The 12,647-nt window shown below is 65.6% G+C and carries 13 protein-coding genes; 3 read left to right on the top strand and 10 right to left on the bottom strand.

Annotated features, from left to right (window positions below; all coding sequences use genetic code 11):
- The 7 genes from AKL29_RS23450 to AKL29_RS23420 form a co-directional block, all read right to left on the bottom strand.
- Positions 1-1,081, bottom strand: a 1,081-nt coding sequence (locus AKL29_RS23450; RefSeq protein ID WP_244482339.1) for a patatin-like phospholipase family protein, incomplete at its 3' end; no start/stop codon positions are given.
- A 156-nt stretch (positions 1,082-1,237) separates the two neighbouring features.
- Positions 1,238-1,528: a hypothetical protein gene (locus tag AKL29_RS23445; RefSeq protein ID WP_028333821.1), complete on the bottom strand. Its 291-nt coding sequence runs from the start codon at positions 1,526-1,528 to the stop codon at positions 1,238-1,240.
- Positions 1,529-1,531: 3 nt separating this feature from the next.
- Positions 1,532-3,007, bottom strand: a complete 1,476-nt coding sequence (gene gatA, locus AKL29_RS23440; RefSeq protein ID WP_050385790.1) for an Asp-tRNA(Asn)/Glu-tRNA(Gln) amidotransferase subunit GatA — start codon at positions 3,005-3,007, stop codon at positions 1,532-1,534.
- Entirely contained in the window at positions 3,004-3,246 is a 243-nt protein-coding gene (locus AKL29_RS23435) for a hypothetical protein (RefSeq protein WP_028333819.1), read from the bottom strand. The genes gatA and AKL29_RS23435 overlap by 4 nt, the downstream gene beginning before the upstream one ends.
- Positions 3,247-3,324: 78 nt before the next feature.
- Positions 3,325-3,612: an Asp-tRNA(Asn)/Glu-tRNA(Gln) amidotransferase subunit GatC gene (gatC, locus tag AKL29_RS23430; protein ID WP_050385789.1), complete on the bottom strand. Its 288-nt coding sequence runs from the start codon at positions 3,610-3,612 to the stop codon at positions 3,325-3,327.
- Positions 3,613-3,973: 361 nt separating this feature from the next.
- A complete protein-coding gene (locus tag AKL29_RS23425) occupies positions 3,974-5,053 on the bottom strand; it encodes an NAD(P)H-dependent flavin oxidoreductase (RefSeq protein ID WP_050385788.1) in 1,080 nt (359 codons plus the stop codon).
- Between the two features lie 18 nt (positions 5,054-5,071).
- Positions 5,072-6,112, bottom strand: a complete 1,041-nt coding sequence (locus tag AKL29_RS23420) for an NAD(P)H-dependent flavin oxidoreductase (RefSeq protein ID WP_082190672.1) — start codon at positions 6,110-6,112, stop codon at positions 5,072-5,074.
- Between the two features lie 58 nt (positions 6,113-6,170).
- Here AKL29_RS23420 and AKL29_RS23415 point away from each other — a divergent pair, with 58 nt between their 5' ends.
- The 3 genes from AKL29_RS23415 (at position 6,171) to AKL29_RS23405 (ending at position 8,710) form a co-directional block, all read left to right on the top strand.
- Entirely contained in the window at positions 6,171-7,061 is an 891-nt protein-coding gene (locus tag AKL29_RS23415) for a LysR family transcriptional regulator (protein ID WP_050385786.1), read from the top strand.
- Between the two features lie 237 nt (positions 7,062-7,298).
- A complete protein-coding gene (gene ruvX / locus AKL29_RS23410) occupies positions 7,299-7,781 on the top strand; it encodes a Holliday junction resolvase RuvX (RefSeq protein WP_028341005.1) in 483 nt (160 codons plus the stop codon).
- 2 nt (positions 7,782-7,783) lie between these two features.
- Entirely contained in the window at positions 7,784-8,710 is a 927-nt protein-coding gene (locus AKL29_RS23405; RefSeq protein WP_050385785.1) for an AEC family transporter, read from the top strand.
- A 61-nt stretch (positions 8,711-8,771) separates the two neighbouring features.
- Here AKL29_RS23405 and AKL29_RS23400 read toward each other — a convergent pair whose 3' ends face one another.
- The 3 genes from AKL29_RS23400 to AKL29_RS23390 form a co-directional block, all read right to left on the bottom strand.
- On the bottom strand, positions 8,772-9,890 hold the full coding sequence (locus tag AKL29_RS23400; RefSeq protein WP_244482330.1) for a GNAT family N-acetyltransferase: 1,119 nt from the start codon (positions 9,888-9,890) through the stop codon (positions 8,772-8,774).
- A 351-nt stretch (positions 9,891-10,241) separates the two neighbouring features.
- Positions 10,242-11,453, bottom strand: coding sequence for an ABC transporter substrate-binding protein (locus AKL29_RS23395; RefSeq protein ID WP_028336366.1), 1,212 nt, complete (start codon positions 11,451-11,453; stop codon positions 10,242-10,244).
- A 246-nt stretch (positions 11,454-11,699) separates the two neighbouring features.
- The gene (locus tag AKL29_RS23390; RefSeq protein WP_050385784.1) at positions 11,700-12,473 is read right to left on the bottom strand and encodes a CPBP family intramembrane glutamic endopeptidase; all 774 of its coding nucleotides are present in this window, start codon (positions 12,471-12,473) and stop codon (positions 11,700-11,702) included.
- Positions 12,474-12,647 lie beyond the last annotated feature (174 nt).

Below are 12,647 nucleotides of genomic sequence, written 5' to 3'. Positions count from 1 at the left end.
GCGCCGTGAAGGCGGCGTAGCTGGAGCGCACGCTGGCATCGATCGCGGTGTCGGCGGCCGCGGACACCAGTTCGACGCCGCTCGGCCCTTCGAGCGTCTGCACGAAGTCGCCGGAGATGCCGCGGCCGGCGTCGACCACCAGGAACAGAATGCGTTTCAGCTTGGCCGCCTGCCGCTCGTTCAGCGGCTCGTAGGGACGCTGCGCGGCGAGCAAGCCGATGCTCAGCCCCGACAGGCCGTAATTGTCGACGAGGCCGCCATCGAGCAGCTTGACGTAGCGCATCGAGCCGTCGCGGTAATGTGCCTGGGCCTCGGCGTAGGCGCGCAGCAACGGCTGTGCGTTCGGATCGTTGCGCACCCGCTCGAGCCAGGCCGGCAGCGGCGCGGCGCAGCCGCCGGGATAGGTTTGCAGCACGATCGGGGCGAATGCCAGCGGCACCGCGGCGGATGCCGCCACCGCTTCGGCGACACGATACGATCTGATGTCGCTGCACAAGGCATCGAACGACGTCTTGCCGAACACGAACGGCGTGCGGTTGTAGATATCAGACGCGTTGATCCAGACCCGCGGCCGGCGATCGTCGGCCAATGCGTCGAACCGCGCGCCGTCGAACACATTCTGATCGAGCCAGTCGGTGAACTGGCTGTCGTTGACGCCGCCGCCGAGTGCGCGCCCGATATTGCCGAGCGAGATCCGGGTCTTCAGTCCCTCCTCGGCGTTACGCAGCAGGAAGCGCTGGCGGAAATCGTCGAGCGCCGCTCGGCGCTTCAATCCGAAATAGGCGGCGGTGACCGATCCGCCGGAGACGCCGGAGACGAAGTCGACGCGGTCGAGCAGCGTCTTGGTGCCCGCCGCACTCGAACGCGTGTGGTCAAGCTCCTCCAGCACGCCGAACGAAAACGCCGCCGCGCGGGTGCCGCCGCCGGAGAACGACAGTGCGAGCAGCAGATCATCTTCGTAGGCCGGAATGTCGCGGGCGCTGCTGTTGTCGGCGAGCGCGGCGCCGAGCGGGACGTTGCCGGGCAGATTGTAGACGGAGGCGCAGCCGGCAAGGCCCGCCGCCACCACGGCCACCAGCATTGCTGACAGCCATCCCCCTATGCCCGACCCACGCACGAATACTCTCTTTTGCCGCTGGCCCCCGCCCGGTTCCATTAGCCTATCACGGCCAATCTGGGCAGCGGCATGGCGGCCGAAACAGGGTTAATGCTCGCGGTGCCTCCGCACCGGCGTCCTTTAACCGCGCTGCGCAAGCAGCGTGGCAACGATCCGCTCCCACTCGGCCTCGAGCGTGTCCTTTGCGACCGGCCGGCCGGCCTGGCGATACCAGTAGCCGGCATTGCCAAGATCGCCCTCGACGCGATGCAGATGGGCATGCACCCAGGCCGAATTGGCGTCGCTCTCGTCCTGCACGATGCGGTGCGCCTGGTCCCAATCGCCCTTCTTCGCCCACCACAACGCGGCGAGCGGCGGCGACAGCGCCGCATCGGGCGCGGTGTCGGCGAGACTGGCGCGGAAATCCGCCATCGCTCACCACCATCTGGGCGCCGTGAACCGGCCGGCCGCCTGCTCGATCACCTCGCCGAGCGAGAACAGCGTCTCCTCGTCGAACGGACGGCCGATCAGTTGCAGGCCGAGCGGCAGACCTTGCGTGTCCTTGCCGGCGGGCACGGCGATGCCCGGCAGGCCCGCCATGTTCACGGTCACCGTGAAGATGTCGTTGAGATACATCTCGACCGGATCGGCGCCGCCCTTCTCGCCGATGCCGAACGCCGCCGACGGCGTCGCCGGCGTCAGGATCGCGTTGACACCCTTGGCGAAGCAGTCCTCGAAATCCTTCTTGATCAGCGTCCGGACCTTTTGCGCACGCAGATAATAGGCATCGTAGTAACCGGCCGACAGCACATAGGTGCCGATCAGCACGCGGCGGCGCACCTCGTCGCCAAAACCATCGGCGCGGGTGTTCTCGTACATCTCGATGATGTTCTTGCCCGGATCGCGCAATCCGTAGCGCACGCCGTCATAGCGCGCGAGGTTCGACGAGGCCTCGGCCGGCGCCACGATGTAATAGGCCGGCAGCGCGTATTTGGTGTGCGGCAGCGACACCTCGACGAGCTCGGCGCCGGCGGCCTTCAGCCACTGCGCGCCCTCGCTCCAGAGCTTTTCGATCTCGGCCGGCATGCCGTCGAGCCGATATTCCCTGGGGATGCCGATCTTCATGCCCTTCACGGACTTGCCGATCGCGGCCTCGTAGTCCGGCACGGCGATGTCGACCGACGTGGTGTCCTTGGGATCGTGCCCCGCCATCGAGCGCATCAGGATCGCGGCATCGCGCGTCGAGCGCGCGATCGGGCCGGCCTGGTCGAGCGAGGATGCAAACGCGACGATGCCCCAGCGCGAGCAGCGGCCATAGGTTGGCTTGATGCCGACGGTTGCGGTGAACGCGGCGGGCTGGCGGATCGAGCCGCCGGTGTCGGTCGCGGTCGCGCCCATGCAGAGAGCAGCCGCCACCGCCGAAGCCGAGCCGCCGGACGAGCCGCCCGGCACCAGCGTGGTGTTGGAGCCTTCGCGCCGCCACGGGTTGGTGACCGGGCCGAAGCACGAGGTCTCGTTCGACGAGCCCATCGCGAATTCGTCATTGTTGAGTTTGCCGAGCAGCACTGCACCGTCGCGCCACAGCTGCGAGGTCACCGTCGACTCGTAGGGCGGAATGAAATTGCCGAGGATATTTGAGCACGCAGTGGTCCTGATGTCGCGGGTCGCGAACAGGTCCTTGATGCCGAGCGGGATGCCGGCGAGCGGTCCGCCCTCGCCTTTTGCAATTTTCGCGTCGGCGGCCTTGGCCATCTCGCGGGCGCGGTCGGGCGTTTCGAGCACATAGGCATTGAGCACACGCGCGGCTTCGATTGCGGCGAGATGCGCGTCGGTCAGTTCGCGGGCGGTGAAAGACTTGCTCGCCAGGCCCTCGCGGGCCTCGGCGATCGTCAGCGATGTCAAATCAGTCATTTATTGATCGGGCTGCAGAAGAACGGAGACAGGGTCTTGTCGTTGGCGGGGTCGTCTTGGCGCGCCAGGTTATTTGCCTTGGCATTTTCCTTGGCGCGGGCGGCGTCAAGCGCCTCAAGATGGTCGAGCACGGCGTCCATCGCCGCGTTGGGATCGGCGACCTTCCCCTTGCGCTCCATGGCATCGAGGAAGTCCATATAGGCCTTGTAGGCCTTCTCATCGTCGCACAGCAGACACATTGAACTTTGTCGCTTTTGTTTGAAGCGTTTTCTTCACGCGAACCGGTATCCACTTCGCTCGAAAACGCGATGCTTGCGTTACTCGACCACCTTCGGCACCAGGAAGAAGCCGTTCACGGTGTCGGGCGCGTTGCGGACGATGACGTCGGCGATCTCGCCGTCATTGACCACGTCGGCGCGCTTCTTCATTTCCATCGGCGTCACCGAGGTCATCGGCTCGACGCCGTCGACATTCACTTCCGACAGCTGCTCCACAAAGGCCAGCATCGCGTTCAGTTCGCCCTGGAGATGGGGAACTTCGGCGTCGCTGACCGCGATCCGCGCCAGATGCGCGATGCGGCGGACGGTCGTGGCGTCTACGGACATTATATAGGGCCTCGGGGCTGAAAGGTCAGCCTGCCGTATAGCAGACGCCGGTTTTGCGCCGCAACCGCGCGGATTTGCCCGCCCAACAGGGCTTTGCGCCCCTCTGGCGACCAGGCAAGACACCCTGCCACGCATTCCGGCTGCGAAACACGGCGACGAAACCACTTCGCGGCCGCCGCGAAGTCGTCTCGAAACATTCACGGCGCCTACTCCACCCAAACAAAAAGTTCGGAGCGCGTCATGTCAATGCTCAACGGCAGCCCCCGCCCGGAGGGCTGGGACCCCGCCCTCTGGTCGATCGGCACGGCGCTGGGGGTCGCGATCCTCTACGTGGCATGCCTGGTCTGAACGAGACCGCGCGTCAGGCCTGAGACAGAGCCGCCATCCGCGCCAGCGCGGCGCCGGCCAGCGCGCGGGTCAACTCGGCCGCCGGCATCTCCTTGCCCATCCGCACCGCCTGTCCGGCCCACAGATTGGTGAAATCGACCTTCCCCTGTTTTTCGGCAGCCGCCTTCAGCGGTCCGAGGGCGGTTGCTGCGTGCGGGAACGCCGGCGCGTCCGGCGAGATCGGCCCGACCTCGCGCATCACACGGTTGGCGACGCCGCGCGCCGGACGGCCGGTCATCACATTGGTGATGACGGTGGATTCGTCGCTCGCCTGCGCCAGCGCGATGCGGGCCTGCGCCGTCACCTTGGACTCCGGGCAGCGCAGATAGGCCGAGCCGACCTGAACGCCGGAGGCGCCGAGGGCGAATGCCGCGGCGATCCCGCGCCCGTCGGCGATGCCGCCTGCCGCGACGACCGGCACCTTCACCGCATCCACCACCTGCGGCAGCAGCGAGAACGTCCCGGGCTGCTCGGCGATGTTGTCGGTCAAGAACATGGCGCGATGGCCGCCGGCGTCGGCGCCTTGCGCAATGATGACGTCAGCGCCGTTCTCCTCGAGCCAGATCGCTTCCTTCACCGTCGTCGCCGACGACATCACGGTGGCGCCGGTGGCTTTCACCCGCTGCAACAGATTTGGCTCCGGCAGGCCGAAATGGAAGCTGACGACCTCCGGCTTCAGCTCCTCGACCACGGCGCAGAACGCCGCATCGAACGGCGCGCGGTTCGCTGCATTGATCGGCGCATTCGGATCGAGACCATGCTCGCGATAGTAAGGCGCCAGCCGCCGCCGCCAGTTCGCCTCGCGCGCCGGATCGGCGTCGACCGCCTTGTGGCAGAAGAAGTTGAGGTTGACCGGCGCAGAGACGCGTTGACGGATGATGTTGACCTGCTCGCGCGCCTTCTCGGCCGACAGCATCGCACATGGCAGCGAGCCGAGCCCGCCCCCTTGCGCCACCGCAATCACCAGCTCCGCATCCATCACGCCGGCCATCGGCGCCAGCACGATTGGGAATTCGGTCTTGAAACGATCGATCAATCGACGGTCCGGCCACATGGTGTGTCTCACGCTTGTTCAGGTCAAAGAGGAAAGAGAGTTGCGCCGGCCCTGCAGCGACTGCTCGGCCTCGGCGACGATGCGGCCGACGATCTCGGCCGCCGGAACGATATCATGGATCAGGCCGACGGACTCGCCGGCAAACACCGCGGCGACATCGAAATTGGCCGCGGCCTTCGCGGCGGCATACTCCACCGCGACCTCGTCGGCGCGCTGCATCAGCTCGATCTCGCGCCCGCTCCAGCGCCGCAGATGATCGTTGGCAAGCGAACGCGCGGTGAACGGCGCCGGCCACATCAGCTTGCGCGACCAGTCGAACACCACGCCGCGCACCGTCTCGCCGCTCTTTGCCGCACAGATCAGCTGCTTCGCCTGCTCGGCCGCGTCGGCCTCGACGCTGGCGTAGAAGCGCGTTCCCATCAGCACGCCGGATGCGCCGAGCATCATCATCGCCGCGAGGCCACGCCCGTCCGCGATGCCGCCGGCCGCGACCACAGGCACGCGCCCCGCCGCGAAATCGATGATCGCCGGCACGATGTCGAGCGTTGTGCGCGATGCGCCGTGACCGCCCGCCTCGGTGCCCTGCGCGATCAGGATGTCGGCGCCGCAATCGAGCGCCCGCTGTGCCATCTCCTCGCTCTGCACCTGGCAGATCAGGAGCGCGCCCGCCGCCTTGATCTTCGGCGCGAACGGCAGGGGATCGCCGAATGACAGCATCACCGCGCGCGGCCGCGCATCCAGTGCGATGTCGATCAGGTCGGGCTGCCTGGCCAGGCTCCAGGTGATGAAGCCGATGCCGAACGGCTTAGCAAAACCCTTCAGCCTCGCGGTCTCGGTCTGCAGCCGCGTCTTGTCGCCGTAGCCGCCGCCCAGAATGCCGAAGCCGCCGGCGGCGCTGACCGCCTTGACCAGCCCGCTGCCGGCGATCGTGTCCATCGGCGCCAGCAGAATCGGATGCTCGATGCCCAGACGTGCCGTCAATTCGGTGCTGATCGGCATGCGCTTGCTCCCTGTTCTGGACGTGCTGTTCTGGACTCGCAGCCTAAGCGGGCCTAACATTCTCGGATAATGAATACTAGAGATCGCTACCATCTCTAAATCAGAACGGTGATCCCAGATGGAATTGACCGACCTGCTCACCTTTTCCACGGTCGCCCGGCTCGGCGGCATCACCCGGGCCGCCGACGAGCTGAACACCGTGCAGTCGAACGTCACCCAGCGCATCAAGGCGCTGGAGGCCGAGATCGGGACCGCGCTGTTCGAGCGCCACAGCCGCGGCATGTCGCTGACCGGCGCCGGCCGCCGCCTGTTGCCTTATGCACAGCGCATGGCGGCGCTGTCGCGCGAAGCCGTGCTCGCCGCGCGCGACGATGGCGAGCCGAAGGGTCCGCTGTCGATCGGCTCGATGGAAACCACTGCCGCAGTGCGGCTGCCGACGCTGCTCGCCGAGTTTCATCGCCGCTATCCGGCGGTGCGCCTGACCTTGCGCACCGCGCCGACCGCAGACCTCGTTGCCGCCGTGCTCGACGGCTCGCTCGACGGCGCCTTCGTCGCCGGTCCGATCGAGCATGCCGAACTGTCAGCGACATCAGCCTTCACCGAGGAACTGGTCCTGGTCACCGCGCAGCGCTGGAAATCGCTGGCCGCCCTGCGCGCCGGCACGCCGGAGTCGGGCCCGACCGCGCTGGTGTTCCGCACCGGCTGCACCTACCGGCAGCGTCTCGAACAGGTGTTCACCGAATTCGGCTGGCCGTCGGCGGTCCGCTTCGAGTTCGGCACGCTCGACGGCATGGTCGGCTGCGTCGCCGCCGACATGGGCGTCACCCTGCTGCCGCGCGCCGTCGTCGAGCGCGATCACGTCCAGCGCGACATCAACATCCACAAGCTCAATCCGCAGCATGCGCATGTCGAGACGCTGTTCATCCAGCGCCGCACCGCGCATCAGTACAGCGCGTTGCGGGGGCTGGCCGCGTGCCTCGGTGGCGACGAGCGGGTGATCGCCGCCTGACCGGCGTTTTCGCATGGACACCACGGCAGCGCCGGGCTTTGCCTCGGCGCGCGGGTGCGTGCTAAGCGCTAGTGTGCTGAATGCGAAGTTCGTGCGATTTCGCGGCAGCCATTTTCACGAACTTCGCATTCATAAAGCACACTAGAATCATAAGTTTGCTAGTGTCCTTATCGAATCCGAAGTTCGCTCCGAAGGTGCGGCAAATGATGCGAACTTCGGATTCGGGACACTAGCGCCATGCCCGCCCCCATCCTTCCCCTGATCGAAGCTGCGCCGCACTGGCCCGAGCGCGGCGCGCTTGTCGGCCTCGACCTCGGCACCAAGACCATCGGGGTCGCCGCCTCCGATCCGGACCGGCGGCTGGCGACCGGCGTCGAGACCATCCAGCGCAAGCAGTTCAAGGTCGACGCGGCGCGGCTGCTCGCGATCGCCGCCGAACGCAATGCCGTCGGCTTCGTGCTCGGGCTGCCGATCAACATGGACGGCAGCGAAGGCCCGCGCGCGCAATCGACCCGGGCGTTTGCCCGCAACCTCGCCGGCCTCACCGCGCTTGCGATCGGGCTGTGGGACGAGCGGCTCTCGACCGCGGCGGTCGAGCGCGAACTGATCGGGATGGACGTCAGCCGCGCCCGGCGCGCCGAGGTGATCGACGAGCACGCCGCGATCTTCATCCTGCAGGGCGCACTGGACCGGCTCGCGAAGCTGCGCGGGGAGCGCTGACCATGGCCGTGGTGATCGCGGCGCTGCTGCCGGTGTTCCTCTTGATCGTGCTCGGCTTCGTCCTCAAGCGCACGCTGATGCCGCTCGATACGCAATGGCACGGGCTGGAGCGGCTGACCTATTACGTGCTGTTCCCGGTGCTCCTGGTGCAGACACTGTTGAAGGCCGACCTGACCAAGGTGCCGGTCGCGGGCGTCGGCGGCGCGCTGCTGCTTGCGGCGCTGGTGATGTCGCTGTTCTGCCTCGCGCTGCGCGGCCCGCTGGCGCGCTCCGGCGTCGACGGTCCCGCCTTCACCTCGATCTTCCAGGGCGCGACCCGCTGGCAGACCTATGTCGCGCTGTCGGTATCGCGCAATCTGTATGGCAGTACAGGCCTCGCGCTGGCTTCGGTCGCGATGGTCGCAATCATCCCGCTGGTCAATGTGTTCAGCGTCGCCGTGCTGGCGAATTATGCCTCGTCCGCAAAGCGTTCGACCGGCGCCATCGTGATGACTGTCGTGAAGAACCCGCTGATCTGGGCCTGCGTCATCGGGCTCGTCATCAATGTCGTGCACATCCCGCTGCCACAGATCTGGTATGACGTCGCCGACGCGCTCGGCGGATCGTCGCTGGCGATCGGCCTGCTCGTCACCGGGGCCGGGCTGCATCTGGAAGGCATCTTCCGGCCCAGCCTCGCCGCGAGCATCGCGCTGGTGCTGAAACTCGTGCTGATGCCCGTCCTGACCGTCGCGCTCGCGGTGTGGTTCGGCGTTACCGGGCCCGATCTCGCCATCGTCGCGGCCTGCGCCGCGGTGCCGACCTCGCCGTCAGCCTATGTGCTGGCGCGCCAGATGGGCGGCGACGCGCCGCTGCTCGCCCAGATCATCACGCTGCAGACGATCCTGGCCGCGATCACGATGCCGATCGTGATCGCCGCAGTGGGGCTTTAGAGGGCGTACCCAATCGGCCTTGACTGGAGCCGAGGCAGCATGGCGCCGCGCCTATCGGTTGCTACCAGACTTCGCGATAGTTCGCGAACTTGCGCAGGGTCTTGTCATAGCGGGCCGGGACGATCCAGGGCAACAGGAGCCTGAAGATCGCGTTCGGAAGCGGAGAGCGAAGCCGCACATAGAGGTCGAGCGGATCGAGGTCATGCCGCATCCGGAATTTCGGTTCGTAGCTGAGACCCGTGCTTCGAAGCCATCTGTAACCGTTGGCGATCGCCCAATTCATCATGTCGCGAATGGTGTAGTAATAAAGATGAAGGTCGAGTGCGACAGCATAGTCGAGGCCGACATACTCCCAGAACAGACTGTCGCCTTCCACCATGCAAAGGCTGAAGGCGATCACCTTGCCGCCACGGCGCCAGATGAAGAAGCGGACCTTGTCCTTCATGTCGGTGCCGAGCCGGCGGAGATAGTCGGCTGTCAGTTTTTCGAAACGGAATTTCGAGCGGTCGAAGACCTGCAGGTAGAGCGGATAGATCTCGTCGACGGCATTCCTTGCGTCGTCGGTGACGGTAAGAGCTATGGTTTCACCGTCGGTTGCCTTGAATTTCTTGCGGAGCTGCCAGCGCGCCGACCGCGGCAGCGCATTTTGCATGTAGGCATCGAAGTCGTCGTGCTCGATATTGAGCGCCGTCATCGGCATGCTCGGCGCGCGGGCGAAGCCGCGCCGGACGAAGCAATCCAGCACCGGCCGGTAGCGCGCGGGGAATTCCTTCAGGACGATGAGCTGCGCCCGGCACGATCTTGCGAGTGTGACGATTTCCCCGCAAAGAATCTCGGCGATCTTGCCGGACGGCACCGTGCTTGATCCGGCAAGATGCCCTTCCCCGGCGAAACATCCGACCATCAGGGTTCGCATTTTGAGAAACCCGGGAACGACGCCTCGGATGCGCGCCAGCAGCGGCTGCCATTGCGCTCCAAGTCCTTCGAGAACGTCCTGGTCGAGAAGAAAAAACGGCTGGACGGCATGGAGACAGCCTGCCCGGTCGATGATCGCGAAGTACCGGTACTCGACGCGCTCGCGGAGCGTATCCTCCAGGATTTCGTAGTAGCGGTGATCCTTGCGCAAGTCGGCGAAGCTGGCAGCCCAAGCGGGACAACCGGCGATTTCGTCGCGCGTCACGATCTTTACGCGAAAAGGCGCTGTAGCAGCTGCCGCGTCCGCTACGCTTGTTGTATCAGCCAGACTGACTGCGTCTGACGCCAACGCAATGCTCCGGGTGATGAAAAGTCTTTCAATACAGTATCAATGTACCTGATTTGGACGCGGGCTCCTGTGCCATCCGCGCAACAAGTCATTACTTTCGAAATCGCGTCTCTTTCGAAGCCCCGTCGGCGCCGAGCGGCGCGCCCTCCCGCAATAGACCGGCCCGCCGGTCCCAGCGACGTAGCACCACAACTCGCCCTTGCGCTTCAGCAAGAGCGAGGGCCAGCAACGATTGGGCGCGGCTTGTACGGCTTCTCCTGATCGCCGCTATTTCCCGGCCGAACCGGCGAACGCCGTATCGAGCACATCCCCGATCGGCTGCCAGCTACGGCCATCGAACTGAAGCAACCGCAATTGCTCGACCGGTCGGAACTGAGCGGTGTTGATCTTGATGCCGGGGAGCAAGGCGGACGCCTGATAATCCCTGAGCGCCGCGGCCTGCTTCATGACATTCTCGCGCGACAGGTCGTTGCCGCATTGCCTGAGCACCTCGACCATCGTTTCGGCGGCGGCATAGCCGTAGACTGCGGCCGCGTCATCCTTGCCGCCGGCTTTGGTATACTTGTCCAGGAAGCTGTACCAGGCGCCCTGCTCCGCTCTCCAGGCCGGATCGCTCGCATCCTTCAGGAACGCGGCGGTGATGACGCCGGTCGCATTCTCCGTGCCGGCCCGCTTGAGCACCGTCTCGATCGATGACGCCATCTGGTTCACGACGAACACCGGCCGCCAACCGTGGTCGGCCGCCGCGCGGATCACCTTGGCGGCATTTTCCGGTACTCCGGCAAACACAAAGACCTCGGCGCCCGATTGCTTCAGGATCGAGACGTGGCCGTCCAGGTGCTGATCGTCGACATCATAGGCGATGTCGACCCTGATGTTGTGGGCGACGTCGCCCAGCCCCTGCACCAGTCCCTTGAACAATTCGCGCCCGAACTGGTCATTCTCCCAAAGCGCCACGATTTTCTTGCCGGGATAGAACGCCTGGATGTAGTTGGCGTAGATGCGCCCTTCCTCGCGATACGAGGGCTGCCAGCCCATGGTCCACGGATAGGCCGCCGGCTCGCTGAGCTCGTGATCGCCGGAAGCAACGAAAAGCTGGGGGATCTTCCGTTCGTTGAGATACTTCCGCACCGCGAGATTCCCCGGCGTGCCGAACGAACCGAACATCAAGAGCACATTGTCGGTTTCGACCAGAATGCGCGTGAGATCCATGGCGTTGGAGGGATCCGACAGATCGTCATAGGACATGAAGCGGATCTTGCGGCCATTGATGCCGCCGCGTTCGTTGATCATCTCGAAATAGGCGGCTTCCGCCTTGCCGATCTGGCCGAAAATCTCCAGCGCGCCGCTATACGGCATGACATTGCCGATCCGGATTTCGGTGTCGGTAACGCCCTGGTCGCGCACCTGCTGCGTGATGGCGCCGAGAGACGCCAGCGCGACGACGCCGGCCAGGATTGCTCGGATCAAGATAGCCATGAGAAGAGCTCGCACGACGGCAGCCGCCGCTGCCTAGTTTCGGACCGGCCCGCGCTCATTCATTGAATCTGGATCATAGCACTCGGACGGGGGCACCGACATCCCCTTGGTCCACACTCCCGCCATTGCGAGCGAAGCGGAGCAATCCATCTTTCCGCGTGCAGAGACGTCGATTGCTTCGTCGCGGAACCTGTCGTCGCGCGCGCGTCCGCGCGACCTGTTGGCTCCTAGCAATTGGACAGGGCGTTACGATCCCGCCAGCCACCAGGTCTGGATCGTCGCCGCGAAATTGTTCAGCCCGTGCAGCAGGATGGTCAGCCAGGTCGAGCCGGTGCGGAAGCGCAAATAGCCGAACAGGAGGCCGATCGTCAGCACCTGGCAGAGGAAGAACCAATCGTATTGCAGGTGCATCACGGTCCAGACGATCGACGACAGCAGGATCGCGCCATAGGGTCCGAGCGCGGATTCCGACCAGCCGCGGTAGAGCCAGCCGCGTGCGAACAGTTCCTCCCAGAGCGGCGCGGCCACGGCGAAGGCGATCACCAGGAGCCACAGTGCGCTGTGCTCCTGCGCCGATTTCAGCACGTCGCCCATGAAGCCCGGCGACACCTCGCGGCCGGCGGCGCGGGACACCATGTCCCAGGCCCCGACCAGTACGACGAGCGCGACGACGCCGATGATCACGTTCTTCCACGACGTCCCGCGCAGCCCGAGATAATCGGCGAACGGGATCCGGGTCCTGCGGATCGCGAACCACAGCACCAGCAACACCATCGGCAGGCCGGCGAGGACCGAGAGCGAGATCGTCAGGCCGTCGGCGACCACGTGGGTGATGCCGGCCGTCGACACCTCCCCGCCCTGCGCGACGATGCGCCAGACGATGACCGTGACCTGGCCGACGAACATCGCGGCGAAAATCAAAAGGCCCCACAGTGCGGTGCCCCAGAATTTCCAGACCCGCGGGGGGAGCGGCGGCGGTTCGACAGCCGACGGCGAAGTATCGGGATTGAGTGCGTCCATCAGCAAACCTTCATGGCAGCGCCCGCGCCAGCAGCGCGCGCTGATCGGTATCGGATAAGTCCACCGCGCCGTACATCCCGGCGTGGCGTTCGGCAAGCCGTGTCGCCGCCAACAGCTCGGCGTTTTTCGGCGAGACCTGGTTGAGCGCCGCAGTTGCCGCCAGGAGCGCCAGCT

It is taken from the genome of Bradyrhizobium pachyrhizi (assembly GCF_001189245.1).
Taxonomy (GTDB): Bacteria; Pseudomonadota; Alphaproteobacteria; order Rhizobiales; family Xanthobacteraceae; genus Bradyrhizobium; species Bradyrhizobium pachyrhizi.
The sequence above is the reverse complement of the archived record's forward strand: the minus strand, read 5'-3'. Positions and strand labels throughout refer to the sequence as shown.

What these genes read in the sequence shown, in the direction of transcription:
- AKL29_RS23445 (WP_028333821.1), bottom strand. Translation starts at nt 1,528, where the DNA reads ATGGCGGATTTCCGCGCCAGTCTCGCCGACACCGCGCCCGATGCGGCG.
- gatA (WP_050385790.1), bottom strand. Translation starts at nt 3,007, where the DNA reads ATGACTGATTTGACATCGCTGACGATCGCCGAGGCCCGCGAGGGCCTG.
- AKL29_RS23435 (WP_028333819.1), bottom strand. Translation starts at nt 3,246, where the DNA reads ATGTGTCTGCTGTGCGACGATGAGAAGGCCTACAAGGCCTATATGGAC.
- gatC (WP_050385789.1), bottom strand. Translation starts at nt 3,612, where the DNA reads ATGTCCGTAGACGCCACGACCGTCCGCCGCATCGCGCATCTGGCGCGG.
- AKL29_RS23425 (WP_050385788.1), bottom strand. Translation starts at nt 5,053, where the DNA reads ATGTGGCCGGACCGTCGATTGATCGATCGTTTCAAGACCGAATTCCCA.
- AKL29_RS23420 (WP_082190672.1), bottom strand. Translation starts at nt 6,112, where the DNA reads ATGTTAGGCCCGCTTAGGCTGCGAGTCCAGAACAGCACGTCCAGAACA.
- AKL29_RS23415 (WP_050385786.1), top strand. Translation starts at nt 6,171, where the DNA reads ATGGAATTGACCGACCTGCTCACCTTTTCCACGGTCGCCCGGCTCGGC.
- ruvX (WP_028341005.1), top strand. Translation starts at nt 7,299, where the DNA reads ATGCCCGCCCCCATCCTTCCCCTGATCGAAGCTGCGCCGCACTGGCCC.
- AKL29_RS23405 (WP_050385785.1), top strand. Translation starts at nt 7,784, where the DNA reads ATGGCCGTGGTGATCGCGGCGCTGCTGCCGGTGTTCCTCTTGATCGTG.
- AKL29_RS23395 (WP_028336366.1), bottom strand. Translation starts at nt 11,453, where the DNA reads ATGGCTATCTTGATCCGAGCAATCCTGGCCGGCGTCGTCGCGCTGGCG.
- AKL29_RS23390 (WP_050385784.1), bottom strand. Translation starts at nt 12,473, where the DNA reads ATGGACGCACTCAATCCCGATACTTCGCCGTCGGCTGTCGAACCGCCG.